This window comes from Vogesella oryzagri (assembly GCF_040148885.1).
GTDB lineage: Bacteria > Pseudomonadota > Gammaproteobacteria > Burkholderiales > Chromobacteriaceae > Vogesella > Vogesella oryzagri.
Map to the genome: position 1 here is coordinate 64,569 of NZ_JBEFLD010000004.1, position 20,044 is coordinate 84,612.

Genomic DNA, 20,044 nt, shown 5'->3' on the forward strand with positions numbered 1-20,044 from the left:
CGGAGGTTTTAAGTGACGCCTGTAGAATTAAAATTTTCTATTTCTGTCAAAAAAATTGCCATGGTGGTCAATGGTTGAAAATTCTATTTCTTAAAATTCAATAGTTTGTGCAGATTGCATTGTGAAGCATTTGATGAATAAGGCAAACAAATATTAAAGTTCATGGTTGTTGCAGCTAACGGTTGAAATGATCAAGGGGATGTGTTGTTTGCTGATGCTGGAACGTATTGATCGCCATGCCGCTTGATGTTGACCAAGGCGCCGGTGTTTACTCGATTAGCAGCTGAAAGAACTATTAAAGCGTGAACGGCAGGTAGTAGAGTAAACCTGCCTTTCTTTCTGCCGCTCAAAGGTAACAGTTCGGCCAAAGCAGTCGGTTAGAGAGGCAGCATGCAATTGCCGGTTTACACTGAAATTCAGGCATGCGCTGATCAGTAGGGTACAGGTATGACGGCCTGGGTCAGTACATATCCGCAGCCGTATCCTGAATCATCTGCTTGACCCAGTGTGTGGCAGGGTCGATGTCCTTGTACTGGTGCCACTGCAGACTCCAGTCCATGGTCGGGATGGCGATAGGGGTTGGTAGTATGCGTATGGGTAGATGCTTGGCCCAAAAGTTGGCCAGCCGTCGGTGGATGGTGGCGATACGCGATGTGCCGATTACATACTGTGGTACGGCGGTAAAGGTGGGAACGGTAATTTCTGGTCGGCGATCAATGCCGTATTTTTCCAGTAGCCAGGTATCTACGCTGGGGCGACGCAGCGAGCCAAAGCTCACAATTACATGGCCAAGTTTCAGGTACTGGTCCGTGGTGATTTCTTCTTCGATCTGCTGATTGTCCCGGCAGCAGATGCAGACAAAATCCTCTGAAAAAATGCTGCAGCTGGGGTGCTTCTCTGCAATGGCATTGCTTGGCAGTAGCAGAAAATCGGCGTTGCCATTCTCCAGTTCTTCTATCGGTGCATCAGTCGGTGTGATCAGTTCAAAGGTGATGCCGGGTGCGATTTGGGCTGCTTGGCGGACAACTGCCGGCATCAGCACCATCGCGGTGTAGTCGGACATGATGAAAGTGAACTTGCGCTGGGACTGCGTCGGATCGAACTCGGGTCGTTGCTCAATGGTGGTCTGAACCTGCAGCAGGATGCTGCGCACCGGTTTGACCAGGCTTTCCCCCAGCGGGGTCAGTACCATCTTTCTTCCTACCTGCACCAGCAACTCATCATTGAAGAACTCCCGCAGCCTGGCCAGTGCGCCGCTGGTGGCCGACTGGCTGAGGAACACTTGTTGTCCGGCGCGAGTGATGTTCTGTTCGGTGAGTAGGGCATCAAGCACCACCAGTAAATTCAGGTCTAAGCGATTAAAGCGCATCTGGGGTCCAGTTCCGGTTTCGTTGTGACTTAAGTATCCGCGTTCTCGATACATGACATATTAACAAACGATTTAACGGATGTTGGGCGTCAATCTATCCTCTGTTCAAACACTGTGCATGAGCTGGCCGGAATGAGTGGCCGGGGCAGTGTGAAACGAACAACGGAACGGGATAGAGGGCGAGAACATGGCAATGAGTGTGGGCGCTAGCGCAGGCGTGACTGCCAGCGGTATGGATGCCGCAGCCAGCTACATGTGCCATTGCTACGTGGTGGGCATGTCCGCGGCCGCTGTGGTGGTGCCGGGCCATGCCGGGCAAGCGGGGTGGCTATGAATACCATCCAACTGCACAGCTGTGGTGCCGGTTGTTTGCCGGATTGTGCTGCAGTAGGCAAGGCACGGCAGGCCGTTGCTTCCCGTTCGTCGTCGGAGCTAACGGTGGATGTCCACTGTCACGCATTTGTTCCTGCTGTGGAATTGCTGGTGGCCGACCAACCGGCACGGCTGGCAGAAAAAAGCGCCTTTGATCGCAGCACGGGCCTGGCTTCGGTGCAACACAACCAACAGTACATGCTGCCGGCTGCAGCACCGCGGCTGACCAGCCTGAGCGCCCGCCTGGCGGATATGGATGCCATGGGCGTGGATATTCAGCTCATCAGCCCATCTCCATCGCAATACAACAACTGGGCCCCGCCGGCACTGGCCGAACAGCTGGTTACGCTGCAGAACGAAGCGATTGCCGGTCTGTGTGCCGAGCAGCCGGCCAGGCTGCTCGGGCTGGGGGCGGTATCGCTGCAGCATCCGCAGCTGGCGGTAAAACAGCTGGATGTGGCGGTGCGGCAGCTTGGTCTGCGTGGGGTCGAGATTTCCACCTGCATTGCCGGGCGTGAACTGTCCGACGAGACGTTTGCGCCGTTCTGGGCCCGGGCGGAGGCGCTGGGCTGCGTGGTGTTCATCCACCCGTTCGGCAGCAGCCTGGGGCCGCGGCTGCAGCAGCACTACCTCTCCAATCTGATTGGCCAGCCGCTGGAAACTACCATCGCGCTGTCGCACCTGATCTTCAGCGGCACGCTGGATCGCCACCCCGGCCTCAAGCTGTTGGCCGCACACGGCGGTGGCTACCTGCCGTTTTATCCCGGGCGCAGTGACCACGGCTACCGTCTGCGGCCAGAAGCGGCGGGTTGCGCCAAAGCGCCCAGCGAATATCTCGGGCAAATCTGGTTTGACTCACTGGTGTATCAGCCACAGGCACTGCGGGCGCTGATCGCGCAAGTGGGTATCTCCCAGGTCGTGATTGGTACGGACTACCCGTTCGATATGGGTAGCTATGACCTGCACCAGCTGCTGGCCGAACTCACCGAATTGACCGCCGAACAGCGCATTGCCCTGTTGCATGGCAATGCGGCACGCCTGCTGGGTATCCCGTTGCCGCTAAACGGTGATGCGGTCTCGTCTGCTGCCGTTCAGCCCAACACTTATCACTTTGGCAAAGGGGAGACTTTGCATGGCTAACAACCCACTTAAAGGCTGGCAGCTTGATCGTGCTGCCATTCGCACCCTTGGCGAGGGTCTGCAACGACCGGAATGTATTTTGGCGGAGCCGGATGGTTCGCTGTGGACTGCCGATGCCCGTGGCGGCGTGGTGCACATCACGGCGGATGGTCGCCAGACCCTGGTGGCACAACAGGCCGGCAAAGGGTTGGCTGCCAATGCCTCGGCTGCCGAGCGCATGCTGGGTGGCACCTTGCCAAACGGCCTGGCTTTCGACCGCGACGGCAATATCGTGATCGCCAACTTTGGCACCGATGCCATCGAGCTGATGAGCCGTGATGGCCGGTCGCGCCTGCTGTATGACCAGATCGATGGCCAACCGCTAGGCAAGGCCAACTTCGTGTTGTGCGATTCACATGGCCGTATCTGGTTCTCGGTCACCACCCGCCAGGTGCCCTGGACCCGCTCCATTAATGAAAAAACCGCCGATGGCTATGTCGGCGTGATCGACGACAACGGCATCCGCATTGTGGCGGATGGCTTTGTCGGCACCAACGAGATCCGCTTCGATGCCGCCGAAGAGTGGCTGTACGTGGTGGAAACCAATGCCCGGCGTATCTCGCGGGTGCGCATTGGCGATGACGGCGAGGAGCTGGCACGCGAAATCTATGGCCCCACCGATCTGGGGGGCTTCCCCGACGGTTTTGCCTTCGATGCCTACGGCAATCTGTGGATCACCCTGATTCTGACCGAACGCCTGATCGCGCTGACCCCGGAGGGCGAGGTGCTCACCTTGCTGGACGATGGCAACCCCGAGGCGCTGGCCATCTACGAGCAGCACTACCAGGCCGGCACCACCACCCCGGAACTGATGGGCGCATGCAAGGGCACGCTGGCGCCAATGATGGCGAGCCTGACCTTTGGCGGGCCGGACCTGCAAACCGTGTATTTGGGCAGTCTGGCTGGAGACCGGCTGCCCTTTTTCCGCGCTCCGGTAGCGGGGCAGCCTCTGGCGCACTGGAGGCAATAAGCAGCGCACGCAGTACCACTGGCACGCCTGCAAGGGCGGCACAACACAACACAGGAGGAGAGACAGTGGGAAATAGTCAAATCAGCAAGCACCGCCTTCCGGTGGGCAAACGTAGCCAGCTTCGCCCGCTGGTGTTTGCCATCGCCTGCGGCTTGGCCGCAGCAAGTGCCCAGGCTTTCGAGATCGCCACCGACAACGAAGACCTGAGCATTCGCTGGGACAACACCGTGAAATATTCTGCGGCATACCGTCTGCAGGATGCCGATTCGCGCCTCACCGCCGCGCCGTTCAGCGGCTTTGCCAACACCGATGACGGCGACCGCAACTTCCGCAATGCCGGGGTGATTTCCAATCGCCTGGATCTGCTGTCCGAGCTGGACGTGGTTTACAAGAAGAACTACGGCTTCCGTGTCAGCGGTGCCGCCTGGTATGACTCGGTCTACAACGGCAGCAACGATAACGATTCGGCGGCAACTTCCAACAACGTATCGGTGGCCAACAGCGAATTTACCGACGGTACTAGGAAACTGCATGGCCAGGATGCCGAACTGCTGGATGCTTTCCTGTTCGGCAAGGCAGATGTAGCGGGCATGCCGCTGACCGCCCGCTTGGGTCGTCACACCGTGCTGTGGGGCGAGAGCCTGTTCTTTGGTGGCAACGGTATTGCCAATGCCATGGCGCCGATCGATGTGGTGAAAGCCATGTCGGTGCCCAATACCAAGTTCCAGGAACTGATGCGCCCGGTGAACCAACTGTCGTCCCAGCTGCAGATCACCCCGGATGTGGCGCTGGGCATGTTCTACAAGCTGGAGTGGGACAAGACGCGGCTGCCGGGTGCTGGCAGCTATTTCTCCGGCATCGACATGCTGAGTGATGGCGCGGAGAGCATCTACGTGCCGGGGCTGGGTAAGCTCGATCGCACCAGCGACATCGAAGCCAAGGATTCCGGGCAGGGCGGGGTAAGCCTGCGCCTGCGCTCCGGCGACGTCGACTATGGCCTGTACGCCGCGCGCTACCACGAGACCGGGCCGCAAATCTACATCCTGCCGGTGGGCGGGCAATACCGCTGGGTGTATCCGGAAGGGGTACGCACCTTCGGCGCCAGTGCCTCCACCACCTTTGAAAACGTCAACATCGCGGCTGAAGTCTCGGTACGCCATAACACGCCGCTGGCCAGCGATGCCCAGATCGACGTTACCGGCACCGCCGACAACAGCGACAACGCGCTGTACGCCATCGGTAAATCGGCACATGCCCAGGTGAACTGGCTGGCCAGCCTAGGACCGTCGTGGATCGCACGCGAGGCGGACTTTCTCGGTGAAATCGCCTGGAACCGCATGACCTCCATCACCAAGAACGCCTCGGCGCTCAACCCCAACGCCACCCGCGATGCCACCAATATCCGCGTGGTGTATGAGCCGAAATACCGCCAGGTACTGCCGGGGCTGGATCTGTCGGTGCCGATCGGCATCGGCTACGGCCTGAGTGGCAATTCTGCGGTGGTGGCATCGTTCAATGGCGAGAAAGTGGGCGACCTCAGCATCGGGGTGAATGGCACCTATCTGGACGACTGGCGCTTCGGCCTGAGCTACACCCACTACTTCGGCCCGGTGGATAACGGCATCGACGCCAATGGCCACGGTTCCTATAAGCAGAACCTTGCCGACCGCGACTACATCGCGCTGTCGGTACGCCGCACATTCTAATAAAGAGGAGACACAGATGAGAGAAGTGACCTTGCTGCGTGCCACCGTGCTGGCCGCGATGATGTTGTCCGCCGGTGGCGCCTACGCCGCGGTGTCCGCGGGTGAAGCTGCCAAGCTGAAAGGCGAGCTGACCCCGTTCGGTGCCGAAAAAGCCGGTAACAAGGATGGCAGCATTCCGGCCTGGAGCGGCGGCAGTACCAAGCCGAGCGCCGGCTTTAAGAACGGTGGCCGTCGCCCTGACCCGTTTGCCGACGAGAAGCCGCTGTTTGTGATTACTGCCGACAATATGGCGCAGTACAACGACAAGCTGACCGATGGCCTCAAGGCCATGCTGAAGAAGTACCCAAAGACCTTCAAGGTGCCGGTGTACCAGACACACCGTACCGCTGCCGCGCCGCAGTGGGTGTATGAAAACACGCTGGACAACGCCACCCGCGCCAAGCTGGTTAATCACAAGCTGACCGGCGCATACGGCGGCATTCCGTTCCCGATTCCGAAGAGCGGCGAAGAAATCATGTGGAACCACCTGTCGCGCTGGCGCGGCAGCTCCTTCCACGTGGACGTGCGCGGCATGCAGACCACCGCTGATGGCAAGCACGTACCGACCGTGTTTGCCTCCGGCGACTTCCAGATGCCGTACTACTTCAAGGATGGTTCCCTCGACAAGTTCGAGAAAGATAACCAGGGCGTGATGTGGAGCATCCGGCTGCTGAACTACGGTCCGGCCATCCGTGCCGGCGAATCCATCGTTGGCCGTGAGAACATTGACCCGGACAAAGCGCAGGTGTGGGTGTACATGACCGGCCAGCGCCGGGTGCGCAAGTTGCCGAACGCCTGCTGCGATACGCCGACACCCGCCAGTGCCGGTATCTCGCTGTTTGACCAGACCGACGTGTTCAACGGTCGCACCGACCGCTTCAGCTGGAAAGTACTGGGCAAGAAGGAGATGTACATCCCGTACAACGCCAACCGCATGTTCCAGCGTCCGATCAGCAAGGTACTGCTGGACAACCACCTGAACCCGGAAGACCAGCGCTTTGAACTGCACCGCGTGTGGGTGGTAGAAGCCACGGTGGCACCGGGCAAGCGCCACCTGGCGTCCAAGCGCCGCTACTACGTGGATGAAGACACCTGGAATGCGGTGCTGGCCGACCACTGGGACGGTAATGGCCAGCTGTGGCAGATGGGCTTCTCGCTGCCGATCAGCATGCCGGACATCCCGGCTACCGTATCGCCGCAGAGCTTCGGCTTCTATGACCTGCTGTCCGGTGCCTGGTATGTCGATGGTCTGACCAACGACTCCAAAGAGCAGTACAAGGTGATGCCGGTGTATTCCGATACTACCTTCACGCCCGAAGCGATGGCCGGCGAGGGGGTTCGCTAAGCCCTAGTGTTACGTTGTTCCGGCGGCCTTCCGGCTGCCGGAGCACGCCGAACCGCCTTCTATCGGAGCCGTCATCATGACTTCTACACAACTGCACGCGCCGGTTGCCCGGCCGCTGCATGCCTACCTGCTGCTGCTGTGCGGCTGCATGTCGGTGCTGGCCGCGGTAGTGATCGCGCCCATCCTGCCCAAGATGCAGACCCATTTTGCCGGTGTCGAGCGCGTCGAGTTCCTGGTGCCGATGGTGCTGACCGCTCCCGGGCTGGTGATTGCCGCCTTGTCACTGTTCATCGGCGCGGTGGCCGACAAGGTTGGCCGCAAGCGGCTGCTGGTTGTCGCACTGGTGGCGTATGCCGCCTTTGGGGTCAGTCCGTTGTGGATCGACTCGTTGCACACCATCTTTGCCACCCGCATCGGGGTCGGCCTGGCCGAGGCGGTGATCATGACCTGCTGTACCGCGCTGATCGGCGACTATTTCCGCGGCGCACAGCGCGAACGCTATCTGGCATTGAACACCACGTTTGCCTCCACGTCGGCGGTGATCTTCATCGCCATTGGCGGTGCGCTGGGCGAGTTTGGCTGGCGGATACCGTTCGGGGTGTACGCCATCAGTCTGCTGCTGGCGCCGCTGACCCTGTTGCTGCTGTGGGAGCCGGCCAAACGCCGTGCGGCCAACGTTGTGCAGGCCCCGGAGGCGGATGAGCTGTCGTGGAGTGCCCGCCGGCAGCTGGGGATCTGCGGCGTGACGCTGGCCGGTGGTATCGCCTTTATGGCGGTGCAGGTACACATCGCCTATCTGCTGCAGAGTGTCGGCGTGGTATCCAGTGCCCAGGTGGGCCTGATCGCCTCACTGGCCCAGGTGGCGGTGGTGGTGGGTTCGCTGCTGTTCCGCAGCGTGCTGCGCCGCGGCCTGAGCACCGTGGCCCGCTTGGGACTGTCCTTCGGCATCGTTGCCGGCGGCTATCTGCTGGCCGGCAGCGCCTACAGTCCGGAGCAGGTAACGATTGGCGCGGTGTTGACCGGCATCGGCTGCGGCATCCTGATGCCGACGCTGCAGGTCTGGAACATGAACACCCTGCCGCAATCCCACCGCGCGCTGGGTACCGGTGCCTGGATGGCGGCGTTCTTTCTCGGCCAGTTCCTTACCCCGCTGGTGGTGGTCGGTCTGGCCGGCTACAGCGGCGGCATCGCCGCCGCCATCAAGGTAATGGGCGCCACGCTGGCCCCGGTGGCACTGCTGCTGTTGCTGCAGGCCTCCCGCCAGCGTCAGGCCGGTGCCTCGCTCATCCGTAAACACGATAAGAACATTCGCCCGCTCGGTAACGACTGAGGCGATCAGCAAGGAGATACACATGACGCAGCAATACGACATCGTCGCCATGGGCGCCGGCCACAACGGTCTGGTGGCGGCCGCCTACCTGGCCAAGGCCGGCAAGAAAGTGCTGGTGCTAGAACGCAAATCCTATCCGGGTGGTGGCGTGTCCACCCAGCAGCTGAACACCCCGGGTTACTGGCATGACGAGCACTCCAGTGTGCACATCATGATTCAGGGCAACCCGATGCTGCGCCAGGACGAGTTGGGGCTGCTGTCGCAGCATGGCCTCAACTACCACTATTCGCCGGTGCCGCATGCCACCATCTTTCCGGACCAGTCGGTGCTGTACACCTACAAGGATCTGGACAAGACCTGCGAGTGCTTTGCCAAAGAGTCGCCGAAAGACGCGGAAACCTACCGCCAGTTCGTGAAGATGAGCCAGCAATTCCTGGAAGTATTCATGCCTGGCCTGTACACCCCGCCGCCACCGCTGGGCGAGTTGTTCGCCATGCTCGACCGCACCGAGGAAGGGCGGACGATGCTGGACTACATGAACCGGGACTGCCTCGACCTGGTGAACCAGCTGTACGAGAACGACAAGATCAAGATTCACCTGCTGCGTCTGGTGAGCGAGAACCTGCAGGCCCCCAGTGAACTGGGCACCGGCATGGGCGTATTGCTGATGCCGGGCATCATCCACACCTACGGCGTGTCGCAGCCGATCGGCGGCAGCGGCAAGCTCACCGAGTCGCTGGTGCGCTGCATCGAAAGCCACGGCGGAGAAGTGCGCTGCAATGCCGAAGTGGCGCGCATCCTGACCAGTGACGGTCGTGCCAGCGGCGTGGTGCTGGCCGACGGCGAGCGCATCATGGCGCGCGACGCGGTAATCGGCGCATTGCACCCGCACGTGATCCGCCGCTTTGTCGAAGGCGTGCCGGAGCCGGTACTCAAACGTGCCGAGCGCGCCACGCTGGCACCGTTCTCCATCATGGTCAGCCACTACGACCTGAAGGAAAACGCCAAATTCTACGCCGGCGAGGATGTGGGCTACGCCACCATGCTGGAGTTCATGGCCACCGACAAACTGGACGAAATGCTGGCCGACTTCGACGACCTGAAGCGCGGTCTGATCACCGAGCGCCGCCTGTGCGCCGGCGGGGACGAAAGCATCGGCGACAAGACTCGCGTGCCGGCCGGTGCTGGCATGTTCCACGGCATCACCTTTGCGCCGTATCAGGTGAAAGACCCGCGCTGGGCCGACAAGCACTGGGACGAGTTCAAGGAAGAGATCGGCGACCTGTCGCTGGCGCATTACCGCAAGTTTGTGTCCAACCTAACCAGCGACAACATCATCGCCCGCAAGATAGTCAGTCCGGTGGACCTGGAGCGCAGCAGCCCCAACAGCATGATGCGCGGCGACCTGCACGGGGTGGCGCCGTACCTGTACCAAAGTGCCGGCCATCGTCCGACACCGGACCTGGGCCAGTTCACGGTACCGGGTGTGGAGCGCCTGTTCCTGGCCGGCCCGTTCCAGCATCCGGGTGGCGGCGTCTACGGCGCCGGCCGCGCCACCGCCATCAAGATGTTTGAAGCGCTGGGCATGGATTTCAACTCGGTGGCCAAAGGCGCACGCCAGGATGGCGCGGCACCGCTGCCGCCCGCCGCCAAGCCTGCGGCCAACGTGTCCAGCGGCCTGGTGCTGCGTGGGCCCAATGACGAAGAGCTGATGAATGTCGAATCGCTCAAGCGGGTGGGCGACGAGCTGGTGATCAAGGGCAAGAGCTTCGGCACCATGCCGATGGAGGCCCGTCTCGATGCCAGCTCTGCCCGTGCCGGTTTGAAGATGCTGGGCGTCAAGCAGCTGGCCTTCCTGGCTACCTTGCCATTCCGTAAGGGGTCCTGAGCCATGGACCGCAGCCATTTCGAGCAATACATCCGCCGTTTCAATGCCGAAGACGCCTCCGCGTTCGACGATTTTCTGGCGTCCGATGTCACGGTGCAGAACGGTCGCCTGCATTACAGCGGTGTGCAGGGCATGAAGGACCACTATGCCAAGATCTGGGGACAGATGAAGGAAACGCTGACTGTGCGCCGTTTCGTGTGCGACGGCAGCACCCTGGCGGTGTGGCTGGAAACCCACTTTGCCGTGCTGCAGGACGATCCCGCCAGTCTGTTCGGCAGCGTGCGTGCCGGCGAGAGCTTCGACTACAGCGGGCTGGTGATGTACCAGCTGGACGCTGCCGGGAAGTTCGCCGACATCAAAGTGGCGTACTTCGATTTTGTCCGTACCGATCTCAACGGGGTTCAGCATTCGCTGGGCATCGTGCACTGATGCGGCAGCGTGGGGGCGAGCGTATGCAAGCAGCAAGCAACGGACGGCTGGCCGGCAAGGTGGCCATCGTCACCGGCAGCGGCAGTGGCATCGGCCGTGGTTGTGCGTTGATGTTTGCCCGCGAGGGCGCGCGGGTAGTGGGTGCTGATATCGACACCGCCGCTGCGCAGGAAACGGTGCAGTTGGCCGCAGCTGAAGGGCTGTCCATCGATAGCGTGCAGCCGTGTGATTTGACCAACCCGGCACAGGTGCAGGCACTAGTCGATTTCACGGTGGCGCGCCACGGCGGGCTGGATGTGCTGGTGAATGCCGGCGCCTTCGGCGCGTTCAAGTGGATCGAGGACATGGATTTCCTCGCCGACTGGAAGCGCACGCTGAGCGGCGAGCTGGACGTGGTGTTCCTGCCGTGTCAGGCCGCCTGGCCGCAGCTGAAGGCGCGGGGCGGCGGCGCCATCATCAACTTTGCCTCGGCCAATGCGCACGGCGCTTTCAAGCCGTTGCCAGCGCTGGCGCACTGTGCCGGCAAGGGCGGGGTGCTGGCGATGACGCGGCAACTGGCGATGGAAGGCGGGCCGCATGGCATCCGCGCCAACACCATTTCGCCGGCGCTGATTGAAACCAGCGCCACTCGCATCCCGCTGAGCACCATCCCCGGCTTTCGCAATGCGGTGCTGGATAAAACCATGATCAAGCGGCTGGGACAGCCTGAAGATATTGGCTGGTGCGCCATTTTCTTGGCCTCGGATGAAGCCAGCTGGATTACCGGCGCGGATGTGCCCGTCGACGGCGGTTCCACCGCCTGGTAAGCCGGATTTCAAAATCAAGGAGCAATAGCGTGTTTCGATATTTTCCAACCAATTATGTCTGGAACCTGGGCATCGACCTGGCTATCGAGATGGGGGCCCGCATCGGCGAGATCGAGGAGATGTGTGCGCCGTTGATCGAGGCCTCCAAACAGCTGGATGCCGAAGGCGTGCGCGCGTTTCGCGAGAGCTGGGTGCGCATGGGCGACAAGCTGTGCAACCTGGCGGGCGACGATGAAGCTCGTGGCCGCATGATTTCTGCCGGCGACAAGCTGCAGCGCGCCTCGATCTATTACCTGACCGCCGAGCGCATGCTGGGGCATGGCGACCCGACGCGTACCGCGCTGTACGCCCGCTTCCAGCAGGTATTCAACCGTGGCATCGCGCTGTCGCATGCCAATTGCGAGCGGGTGGAAATTCCCTACGGCGACAGCCATATCGCAGGGCTGTATGTGCGCGCCGAAGGCGTGCAGGGGCGTCAGCCGGTGCTGGTGCAGGTCAACGGCCTGGATAGCACCAAGGAAATGAAATACTTCGTCGGCCTGCCGCGCTGGCTGGCGCAGCGTGGCGTGGCGTCGCTAATCATCGACCAGCCGGGCACCGGCGAGGCGCTGCGTCTGCAGGGACTGAAGGCGGTGTTCAATAGCGAGCAGTGGGCCAGCAAGGTGGTGGACTACCTGGAAACCCGTGACGACATCGACCCGCAGCGCATCGGGCTGGAAGGCGTGTCGCTGGGTGGCTACTACTGCCCGCGAGCGGTGGCGTTCGAGCCGCGCTTTGCCATGGGCGTGGTATGGGGTGCCAATCACGACTGGCGCGATGTGCAGAAAAAACGCCTGCAGCGCGAAGGCGATTTCCCAGTGCCGCACTACTGGGAGCACGTGCGCTGGGTGTGGGGCGGCGACAGCATCGAAGACTTCATGCAGATCGCCGAGAACGTGCACCTGGATGGCGTGCTCGACCGCATCAAGGTGCCGTTCCTGGTCACCCACGGCGAGAAGGATTCCCAGATTCCGCTGAAATGGGCACAGCGCACCTACGAGCAACTGGTGAACAGCCCCAAGCGCGAATTGAAGATCTTCACCGAGCGCGAAGGCGGCGTGCAGCACTCCAGCTTCGACAACAGCGCCAATGCCGGTGCCTATATCGCCGACTGGGTTGCCGAGAACCTGGGCGGGCGTACCGTCTGAGCAAGCAAACACCACCCACCACCTGATAACCACAAATAGAGAGAGACATCAGCATGAATATCGTTGGACTTGATGAGATCGTGTTCGGGGTGGACGACATCGCCGGTTGCACGCAGTTTCTTACCGACTACGGGCTGGCTCCGGTGGGCGCCGGCGAGCACGGTGGCCGCTTCGAAGCGCTGGACGGCACCGCGGTGGTGATCGCCCGCGCCGACGACAGCACGTTGCCGCCGGCGTTGCCCACCGGCTGCATGTTGCGCAAGACGGTGATGGGCGTGGCCGATGCGGCGACCCTGGCCGCCATTGCCGACGAGCTGGGACGTGACCGCGTGGTGAAGCAGCTGGCCAATGGCGCCATCGAGACGGTGGATGACTCCGGCTTCGTCATCGGCTTCCAGATCAGCGTGCGTAAAGACGTGATCACACCGGGCGAGCTGTCCAATGCCCCCGGTGCGGCGCTGCAGCGTGCGGTCAATCATCTGGGGGTGGATGTGGATGCGGTGATCCGCCCGCGCACCTTGTCGCACATTGTGTACTTCGTGCCGGACGTGAAAAAAGCCGAGGCATTCTATGTCGAGCGTCTGGGTTTTCGCTGTACCGACCGTTTTGCCGAACTTGGCCCCTTCATCCAGCCGGCCGGTACCCTGGATCACCACAGCCATTTCCTGATCGGCATGCCCGCGCATATGCAGGGGGTCGAGCACTTTACCTTCCACTTCGCCGGCCCCAGCGAAGTGATGCAGCACGGCAACCGTTTCCTGGAAAAAGGCTACCAGGCGTTCTGGGGGCCGGGTCGTCACATCCTGGGTTCCAACTGGTTCTGGTACTTCAACAGCCCGTTCGGCTGCCATATCGAGATGGATGCCGACATGGACCTGCATGACGATAGCTGGGAACCGCGTGTCACCAATGTGGGGGCCGACACCTCACAGGCCTTCCTGCTGCAGTACCGCAAGAAGTGGGCACCAGGCCCTGGCTGCCCGGAAAACGGCGCCTATGCCTGACGCCGCTCGCCGCATAGGTCTATGCCATCGTGACGAAATTGTCGACGGTAGTGCACGCGGTTTCGACCCGTTCGACAGCGGGCAGGATGCGCTGTTCGTCGTGGGTCACGGCGGCCAACCTTATGGCTATCGCAATGCCTGTCCGCATGTGGACGGCGCACCGATGGCCTGGCGGCGGGATGCCTATCTGAATAGCACTGGCACACGCATCGTGTGCTACGCCCATGGCGCACAGTTCCTGCCGGAGAGTGGGCGGTGTGTGCAGGGGCCGTGTCTTGGGCAGTATCTGCAGCCGGTGCCGCTGGAAGTGGATGGCAGCGGTGTGCTGTATGCCTGGATAACAAACAGAGAATAGAGGAGCAGGTCATGGCATTGGTAAACAAGGTTCTGGTGGTAGGCGGTGGCGTGGGTGGCATGTGCGTTGCCATCCAGCTACGCAAGCAGGGTGTGGCGGTTGAACTGGTGGAGCTGAATCCGGAGTGGGCACCGGATGGTGCCGGCATCACCATCAGCGGCCCGTCGCTGCGCGCGCTGCGCGAAGTGGGGGTGGTGGATGAGGTACTGCGTCGTGGTGGGCACTGGACGCATGTCGATATCTGCGCCGCGGACGGCAGTCTGCTGAACAGCGTGCCGCTGGCGCCGGCGCTGGGGGCGGAAGACATGCCGCCGGCCGGTGGCATCATGCGTCCGGTGCTGGCCGACATCCTGGCGACTGCGGTGCGCGAGGCCGGTGTGCGGGTTCGGCTGGGGCTGACCTTCGAGCATATCGAGCAGGATGACGACGGGGTCGATGTCCGCTTTAGCGATGGTAGCCAGGGGCGCTACGACCTGGTGATCGGTGCCGACGGTGTCAACTCCAAGCTGCGTCAGCTGGTGTTGCCAGACTTTCCCGGCCCCAAGTTTTCTGGTCAGGGTTCCTGGCGCGCGGTGGTGCCGCGTACCCGGCAGAACTCCACCATCTTTATGGGGGCCACCACCAAGGCCGGCTTGAACCCGGTCAGCCCGGACGAAAGCTATCTGTTTGTGCTGGATCGCCGCGAAGGCATGGAGTTCATCCCGCCGGAGCAGTGGCCGGCGATGCTGGCTGAACTGATCGCCGAGTTTGGCGGTGCAGTCGGCGACATCCGTCGTGGTTTCCTTGACGGTACGCTGACACATCACCGCATTGTCTACCGTCCGCTGGCCGGGCACATGATTCCGGCGCCATGGCACCGTGGCCGCCTGGTGCTGCTGGGCGATACCGTGCATGCCACCACGCCGCACCTGGCCTCCGGTGCCGGCATTGCCATCGAAGGCGCGCTGGTGCTGGCGGAGGAGCTTGGTCGCCGCCATTTCCTGGACGGTGCGCTCACCGCCTATGCCGGCCGTCACTACGACCGCGCCCGACTGGTGGTGACGGCGTCCGGCCGCATGGGGCAGATCGAGCGTGACGGAGGCTCGCTGGAAGAGCACCGCGCCGTGATGATGCAGGCGATGGAAGCCTTGCGCGCGCCGCTGTAACGCGCTTGTCCGCTGCTAGCGCCTTGCCGTGGCGCTGGCGGCGGCAGCCCCGGCCCGCATCCGCGGGTGGGGCGTTTCCCATCCTGTTGGCCGCATCCCTGTTGCCCCGGAATCCCGGTGGTAATGGGCCGGCTTGCGCCCTAAAAAAAGGGAAAGACCATGAATTTACCCCCTGTACGCCGCGTGATCACCGGCCACGCCGCCGATGGCCGCGCGGTGGTGACTGCCGATGGTGCACTGCCGACGGTAGTGCCGCTGGCGCACATTCCGGGCACGGTGTTTCACGAGATCTGGTCCACCGCTGCCAGTCCGGCAGCTATCGATAATGCTGCCGACCCCACCCTCGGCCCGTTGACCCTGTCGCCGCCGGCATCCGGCAGCCGTATCCGCATGGTGGATATCCCGCCGGACAGCGAGGCACTGCTGGCACACGGTGCGGCCAACATGCGACAGGCGTTTGCCAGCATCGGCGAGTCACAGGCCAGCACGGTGACGGCTGACTCGCCGCATCCGCTGATGCACCGTACCGAGACCGTGGACTACGGCGTGGTGCTGAGCGGGGAAATCACGTTGGTGCTGGACGATAGCGAGCTGGCGCTGAAAGCCGGCGATGTGGTGATCCAGCGCGGCACCAACCATGCCTGGGCCAATCGTTCCGGCCAGAGCTGCCGCATGCTGTTCGTACTACTGGCTGGCGATTACGAACCAGAGATCCGCCGCAGCCTGGCCGGGCGCTGAGCTAGCCATCTGCCAAGGCGCGGCCATGGCGGGTGATCGGTTTCTCCCTTGTCGGCAGTGCGGTATCGGCTGCCGGCTTTCTTACTCCGTGTGCTGCGTGCTGTGCTCCGCTCGGCCATTGGCCTTGCTCGCGCGTGGCCGGCACTCCAGTTGACAGGTTTTGCCATGAAACACCTTCGTACCCCGCTGCTGGCGCGCTGGTCCATCGGCACCAAGCTGTTACTCACCCCGGCGATTGTGACCGTGCTGCTGGTACTGGTGGCCGCCTGTGGCTACTACGGCCTGCAGACCCAGCAGGCGGCGCTGGAAAACATCTACCACACGCGCTTCAAGCGGCTGCAGGACACCGCACAGCAAGTGGGCACGGTACGTGGCATCAACGAAGACCTGGCCCTGTTGCTGAATGATTACCGCACGCTGGATCGCAGCGACAACAGTGTCGTGGCCGATATCCGTGCCCAGGCCAGCGGCCTGGCCGGTGATTTGCAGACGGTCAGCCGACAGCTGGATGCTGCTGCCAGCACCGTGGGGCTGACCCGGGAGGAACAGGCGGCGTATGCCGAGGTGCGCAGTGGTCTGGCGGGCTACCGTAACGAAGTGCAGGTCTTGCTTGCGGCCGTCGGGCAGGACGATGCCGCGCTGGAAGAAAACCGCGTCGGTATGGTCTGGCACTGGTTTAGCGGCGTACTGACCGCCGCCGGCAAGCTGAACCGGACCCAGGACCAGCTCAGCCGGGACGAGTATCGGCAGGCGCTGAAGGTTGGCCGCACTGCCAATACGCTGCTGGCGCTGGCGTGTGCCGGCGCGTTGCTGCTGACCCTGTTCAGTGCGCTGCTGATCCGCGCCCAGATTGTCGGTGCCATCAACGATATCCGTAGCGCGGCATTGCAGCTGCAGGCGGGCGACCTGACGCAGCGGGCCGCCACTGTCGGCCGCGATGAAGTGGCGCAGAGTGCGGCCGCCTTCAACCAGCTGATCGACGGGGTGCAGGCACTGGTGTGCAAAGTGCTGGCTGGGGCCGAGGGGGTGAACGATGCGGCCAACTCACTGGCCGCGGATGCCGGCCATGCCGAGCGCGGTGCAGCAGAGCAAACCCGCGCCACCGAAGCGGCGGCCCGGGCAATGGACGATATCTCTGCCGGGGTTCTGGCCATGGCAGAGGGCATGAACATGCTACGCAGCAATTCCTTGCAAAGCCTGAGGGACACGGAAGAAGGCGGTGCGGCGCTGCAATGGATGCACGATGAGGCCAACCAGGTGCAGGCCTCGTTCGGTGATCTACGGGGTGATGTGGAGGATTTTATTTCCCGCACCACCGCTATCGCCGATCTGACCGCCCAGGTAAAGGCCATTGCGGCGCAGACCAATCTGCTGGCGTTGAATGCCGCCATTGAAGCGGCGCGGGCCGGCGAGCAGGGACGGGGATTCGCGGTGGTGGCCGATGAGGTGCGCAAGCTGGCCGAGCAATCCAGCCGCGCGGCCGGTGACATCGAGGAAGTGGCGGCGGCGCTGGGGGCACGCTCCAGCGCGGTCGGGCTGTCCTTGCAAGGTGGTCACCAGTCGTTGGCCGCCTTGCTGGGGCAGTTGGCCAGGCTGCGGGCGGCGGTGCAGGCGTCCAGTGGCGTGGTGGTGTCGATGAACGGGGAGATCGATCGCATTGCCGCGGTGATCAACGCGCAAAGCCATGGCAGTGCCGATGTGGCACGTAACGTGGAAGACATTGCGCGCATGGTGGAGCAGAACAACCGGGTGGTGACCGAGGTGGCCGGCGCCGCGCGCAAGCTGGGTACCTTGGCGGGAGAGTTGACGTTATCGGTATCCGGCTTCCGGGTTTGAGTTTTCCGGTGTGCCCGCAATGGCACGCAGGCGTTGTGGTGAGTTGTACCTTGCTTTGGCGCTGCCGTTGACCGGCAGCGCATTTTTTTTGCCCTCTACTGGCGTGGCCGTCGGTGCCGCTCTGCTGCGTTTTATGTATCTGCAGCGCGGATTCAATTAATCCAAATAAACGATTTTTAAGATGCCTGTTGCTGCGGCTAAGGTAGCAAGACACCGAACGCACAGGGCGGTACAGCACTTGGCGCTCGCGCATGCCACCGCATGCGACACAAAGATCAAAGAGGAGACATTCATGGTGAATTCGCAGCAACCGGAACGTGTGGCGGTCATTACCGGTGCGGCCGGTGCCCTGGGCAGCCATTTTGCCCGCCGTCTGGCCGCCGATGGTTACCACATTGCCATTGCCGATGTGGTGCAGGCGGAGCAGACCGCCGCCGCAGTGCAGGCACAGGGACGCCAGGCCTACACCGAGGCCGTGGATCTGGCCGATGCCGACGCGGTACGCCGCTTTGCGGCCAACGTGCTGGAACACTTCGGCCGTTGCGATCTGATCGTCAACAACGCCGCCCACATGCCGCTGGTGCCATGGTCCGAGCTGACGCTGGACGAGTTTCGCCGCTTCGAGGCTGTCAATGTCGAGGCACCGCTGCTGCTGGCGCAGGCACTGACCCCGGGCATGGTCGAACGCGGCTGGGGGCGCATTGTGCAGATCGCATCCAGCACTATCGGCACCCCGATGCCCGGTTTTGCCGCCTACGTCACTACCAAGATGGCAGGCATTGGCCTTACCCGTGCGCTGGCGGCGGAATTCGGCGATCTGGGCATTACCGTCAATGCGGTTTGCCCCGGGCTGACCCGGACGCCGTCATCGGAAAAACATCTCCCCGCCGCCTTGTTCGAGGCCGTGCGCCAGTCGCAGCTGATCAAGCGTACGGAAGAGCCGCAGGATCTGTGCGGCATCGTCTCCTTCCTGGCATCGCGCGACGCTGACTTCATTACCGGTCAGACCTTCTATGTCGATGGCGGTATCAATTTCTGAGCGGGGCAGGAGGGAAGTCCGATGAATCTGGTCCTTTTTGGTACCACTGCTCGCTCCCGACTGAGCGGCGATGCGCGGCCGCAGGACGCCGCAGGCCACTGCCGGATACCGATGGTGGATTTTACCGTCGCCATGCGCCATGCGCTGGACTTGCCGCAGCACAGCCGCCGACGCTTTACCGTGGGGTATTGAACATGAATGTCTTGTTTCTACAAACCACCGCAGCCCGTGTCGTGGCGCTGGGGCTAACGCTTGGCGGTCTGCTTGCGGCCAACGTGCAGGCCGCGCCGGCTGCCGAGGCCGATCTGCGTGCTGCCGTGCAGGCGGCTCACCCGGAACGGGCGGTCCTGCAAGCAGTGGCCCGCGCCGGGCAGCGCCTGGTCGCCGTGGGCGAGCGTGGTCTGGCGCTGTATTCGGACGATCAGGGCAAAAACTGGCAGCAGGCGCAGGTGCCGGTCAGCGTCACCCTGACGGCGCTCCACTTTCCGACCGCCAGCCAGGGCTGGGCAGTGGGCCACTTTGGCACCGTGCTGCATTCGTCTGATGGCGGCAAGAGCTGGCAGCGGCAACTGGATGGTAAACGCGCCGCCGCCCTGGCGCTGGCCGACGTGGCGGCACGTGCCAAGGCGGCGCCGGCTGGTGATGCGACGCTGGCCAAAGCACTGGCCAACGCGCAGCGCCTGGTGGCGGATGGCCCGGACAAACCGTTTCTGGATGTGCATTTCTTTGATGCCCGCCGTGGGCTGATCGTCGGCGCTTACGGGCTGATTTTTGCCACCAGCGATGGGGGGCAGCATTGGCAATCACTGGCTGGGCAGCTGGACAACCCGCAGGCCCACCACCTGTACAGCATCGCTGTCGGTGGCGGCGCCATTTATCTGGCCGGCGAGCAGGGGCTGGCGTTTCGTGGCGAGATGAACGGCGGTTCGTTTCTGCGCCTGAGTACCCCGTATCAGGGCAGCTATTTCACCGCGCAGGCCGACGACAACGGCAACGTACTGCTGGCCGGGCTGCGCGGCAATGTCTACCGCTCTGGCGACCGTGGCAGCAGCTGGCAGTCGGTAGCACTGCCGGCACCGGTGTCGGTGGTGGCCAGCAGCCGCAGCAGCAAGGGCATGTTACTGCTGGCCAACCAGGCCGGTCAGCTGCTGGCATCCAGGGACATGGGGCAAACCATCCGCCCGCTGGCCACCCCGCCGTTGCCGCCACTCACCGGGGTATTGCAGCTGGACGATGGCCAGCTGGTTGTCACCAGCCTTCGTGGCGTGCTGCGGCCATAACCGTGGCGTAGCGATTCGGCCCGCTGG

Annotated in this window: 18 protein-coding genes; 17 read left to right on the forward strand and 1 reads right to left on the reverse strand. The window is 62.6% G+C overall.

Translation table 11 applies throughout. The annotated features are described in order from the left end of the window. Positions 1-460 precede the first annotated feature (460 nt). On the reverse strand, positions 461-1,369 hold the full coding sequence (locus tag ABNW52_RS08090) for a LysR family transcriptional regulator (protein ID WP_349586190.1): 909 nt from the start codon (positions 1,367-1,369) through the stop codon (positions 461-463). A 330-nt stretch (positions 1,370-1,699) separates the two neighbouring features. On the opposite strand from ABNW52_RS08090, the gene ABNW52_RS08095 reads away from it, so the two are divergent. The 17 genes from ABNW52_RS08095 (at position 1,700) to ABNW52_RS08175 (ending at position 20,017) form a co-directional block, all read left to right on the forward strand. Further along, positions 1,700-2,881: an amidohydrolase family protein gene (locus ABNW52_RS08095; RefSeq protein WP_349586192.1), complete on the forward strand. Its 1,182-nt coding sequence runs from the start codon at positions 1,700-1,702 to the stop codon at positions 2,879-2,881. Further along, positions 2,874-3,890, forward strand: coding sequence for an SMP-30/gluconolactonase/LRE family protein (locus ABNW52_RS08100; RefSeq protein ID WP_349586194.1), 1,017 nt, complete (start codon positions 2,874-2,876; stop codon positions 3,888-3,890). Before ABNW52_RS08095 ends, ABNW52_RS08100 begins: the two co-directional genes overlap by 8 nt. Positions 3,891-3,955: 65 nt before the next feature. Then, positions 3,956-5,596 carry a DUF1302 domain-containing protein gene (locus ABNW52_RS08105; RefSeq protein WP_349586196.1) on the forward strand — a complete coding sequence of 547 codons (1,641 nt, stop codon included), beginning with the start codon at positions 3,956-3,958 and terminating at the stop codon, positions 5,594-5,596. Positions 5,597-5,612: 16 nt separating this feature from the next. Continuing rightward, complete coding sequence (locus tag ABNW52_RS08110; protein ID WP_349586198.1) at positions 5,613-6,980, forward strand: DUF1329 domain-containing protein; 1,368 nt, start codon at positions 5,613-5,615, stop codon at positions 6,978-6,980. Positions 6,981-7,056: 76 nt separating this feature from the next. Continuing rightward, positions 7,057-8,310: an MFS transporter gene (locus ABNW52_RS08115; RefSeq protein WP_349586200.1), complete on the forward strand. Its 1,254-nt coding sequence runs from the start codon at positions 7,057-7,059 to the stop codon at positions 8,308-8,310. Positions 8,311-8,332: 22 nt separating this feature from the next. After that, positions 8,333-10,198 carry a phytoene desaturase family protein gene (locus tag ABNW52_RS08120; protein ID WP_349586202.1) on the forward strand — a complete coding sequence of 622 codons (1,866 nt, stop codon included), beginning with the start codon at positions 8,333-8,335 and terminating at the stop codon, positions 10,196-10,198. 3 nt (positions 10,199-10,201) lie between these two features. Further along, on the forward strand, positions 10,202-10,627 hold the full coding sequence (locus ABNW52_RS08125) for a nuclear transport factor 2 family protein (RefSeq protein WP_349586204.1): 426 nt from the start codon (positions 10,202-10,204) through the stop codon (positions 10,625-10,627). Between the two features lie 23 nt (positions 10,628-10,650). Then, complete coding sequence (locus ABNW52_RS08130) at positions 10,651-11,433, forward strand: SDR family NAD(P)-dependent oxidoreductase (protein WP_349586206.1); 783 nt, start codon at positions 10,651-10,653, stop codon at positions 11,431-11,433. Between the two features lie 29 nt (positions 11,434-11,462). Further along, on the forward strand, positions 11,463-12,620 hold the full coding sequence (locus ABNW52_RS08135) for an alpha/beta hydrolase family protein (RefSeq protein ID WP_349586208.1): 1,158 nt from the start codon (positions 11,463-11,465) through the stop codon (positions 12,618-12,620). A 53-nt stretch (positions 12,621-12,673) separates the two neighbouring features. Then, complete coding sequence (locus ABNW52_RS08140; protein ID WP_349586210.1) at positions 12,674-13,624, forward strand: VOC family protein; 951 nt, start codon at positions 12,674-12,676, stop codon at positions 13,622-13,624. Continuing rightward, positions 13,617-13,979 (forward strand): Rieske (2Fe-2S) protein, encoded by a 363-nt coding sequence (locus tag ABNW52_RS08145; protein WP_349586211.1) that lies wholly within the window; start codon positions 13,617-13,619, stop codon positions 13,977-13,979. Before ABNW52_RS08140 ends, ABNW52_RS08145 begins: the two co-directional genes overlap by 8 nt. 11 nt (positions 13,980-13,990) lie before the next feature. Continuing rightward, entirely contained in the window at positions 13,991-15,124 is a 1,134-nt protein-coding gene (locus ABNW52_RS08150) for an FAD-dependent oxidoreductase (protein ID WP_349586213.1), read from the forward strand. A 159-nt stretch (positions 15,125-15,283) separates the two neighbouring features. Next, entirely contained in the window at positions 15,284-15,862 is a 579-nt protein-coding gene (locus ABNW52_RS08155) for a cupin domain-containing protein (protein ID WP_349586214.1), read from the forward strand. A 165-nt stretch (positions 15,863-16,027) separates the two neighbouring features. Beyond that, the gene (locus tag ABNW52_RS08160) at positions 16,028-17,698 is read left to right on the forward strand and encodes a methyl-accepting chemotaxis protein (protein WP_349586216.1); all 1,671 of its coding nucleotides are present in this window, start codon (positions 16,028-16,030) and stop codon (positions 17,696-17,698) included. 292 nt (positions 17,699-17,990) lie between these two features. Beyond that, the gene (locus tag ABNW52_RS08165; RefSeq protein ID WP_349586218.1) at positions 17,991-18,737 is read left to right on the forward strand and encodes an SDR family NAD(P)-dependent oxidoreductase; all 747 of its coding nucleotides are present in this window, start codon (positions 17,991-17,993) and stop codon (positions 18,735-18,737) included. Between the two features lie 21 nt (positions 18,738-18,758). Then, on the forward strand, positions 18,759-18,929 hold the full coding sequence (locus ABNW52_RS08170) for an NAD(P)-dependent oxidoreductase (protein ID WP_349586220.1): 171 nt from the start codon (positions 18,759-18,761) through the stop codon (positions 18,927-18,929). Between the two features lie 2 nt (positions 18,930-18,931). Then, the gene (locus ABNW52_RS08175; RefSeq protein WP_349586222.1) at positions 18,932-20,017 is read left to right on the forward strand and encodes a WD40/YVTN/BNR-like repeat-containing protein; all 1,086 of its coding nucleotides are present in this window, start codon (positions 18,932-18,934) and stop codon (positions 20,015-20,017) included. Positions 20,018-20,044: the final 27 nt, after the last annotated feature.

Bases quoted from the DNA above. Each gene is read 5' to 3' on its own strand.
- ABNW52_RS08090 (WP_349586190.1), bottom strand. From the start codon at position 1,369: ATGCGCTTTAATCGCTTAGACCTGAATTTACTGGTGGTGCTTGATGCC.
- ABNW52_RS08095 (WP_349586192.1), top strand. From the start codon at position 1,700: ATGAATACCATCCAACTGCACAGCTGTGGTGCCGGTTGTTTGCCGGAT.
- ABNW52_RS08100 (WP_349586194.1), top strand. From the start codon at position 2,874: ATGGCTAACAACCCACTTAAAGGCTGGCAGCTTGATCGTGCTGCCATT.
- ABNW52_RS08110 (WP_349586198.1), top strand. From the start codon at position 5,613: ATGAGAGAAGTGACCTTGCTGCGTGCCACCGTGCTGGCCGCGATGATG.
- ABNW52_RS08115 (WP_349586200.1), top strand. From the start codon at position 7,057: ATGACTTCTACACAACTGCACGCGCCGGTTGCCCGGCCGCTGCATGCC.
- ABNW52_RS08120 (WP_349586202.1), top strand. From the start codon at position 8,333: ATGACGCAGCAATACGACATCGTCGCCATGGGCGCCGGCCACAACGGT.
- ABNW52_RS08125 (WP_349586204.1), top strand. From the start codon at position 10,202: ATGGACCGCAGCCATTTCGAGCAATACATCCGCCGTTTCAATGCCGAA.
- ABNW52_RS08130 (WP_349586206.1), top strand. From the start codon at position 10,651: ATGCAAGCAGCAAGCAACGGACGGCTGGCCGGCAAGGTGGCCATCGTC.
- ABNW52_RS08140 (WP_349586210.1), top strand. From the start codon at position 12,674: ATGAATATCGTTGGACTTGATGAGATCGTGTTCGGGGTGGACGACATC.
- ABNW52_RS08145 (WP_349586211.1), top strand. From the start codon at position 13,617: ATGCCTGACGCCGCTCGCCGCATAGGTCTATGCCATCGTGACGAAATT.
- ABNW52_RS08150 (WP_349586213.1), top strand. From the start codon at position 13,991: ATGGCATTGGTAAACAAGGTTCTGGTGGTAGGCGGTGGCGTGGGTGGC.
- ABNW52_RS08155 (WP_349586214.1), top strand. From the start codon at position 15,284: ATGAATTTACCCCCTGTACGCCGCGTGATCACCGGCCACGCCGCCGAT.
- ABNW52_RS08160 (WP_349586216.1), top strand. From the start codon at position 16,028: ATGAAACACCTTCGTACCCCGCTGCTGGCGCGCTGGTCCATCGGCACC.
- ABNW52_RS08165 (WP_349586218.1), top strand. From the start codon at position 17,991: ATGGTGAATTCGCAGCAACCGGAACGTGTGGCGGTCATTACCGGTGCG.
- ABNW52_RS08170 (WP_349586220.1), top strand. From the start codon at position 18,759: ATGAATCTGGTCCTTTTTGGTACCACTGCTCGCTCCCGACTGAGCGGC.
- ABNW52_RS08175 (WP_349586222.1), top strand. From the start codon at position 18,932: ATGAATGTCTTGTTTCTACAAACCACCGCAGCCCGTGTCGTGGCGCTG.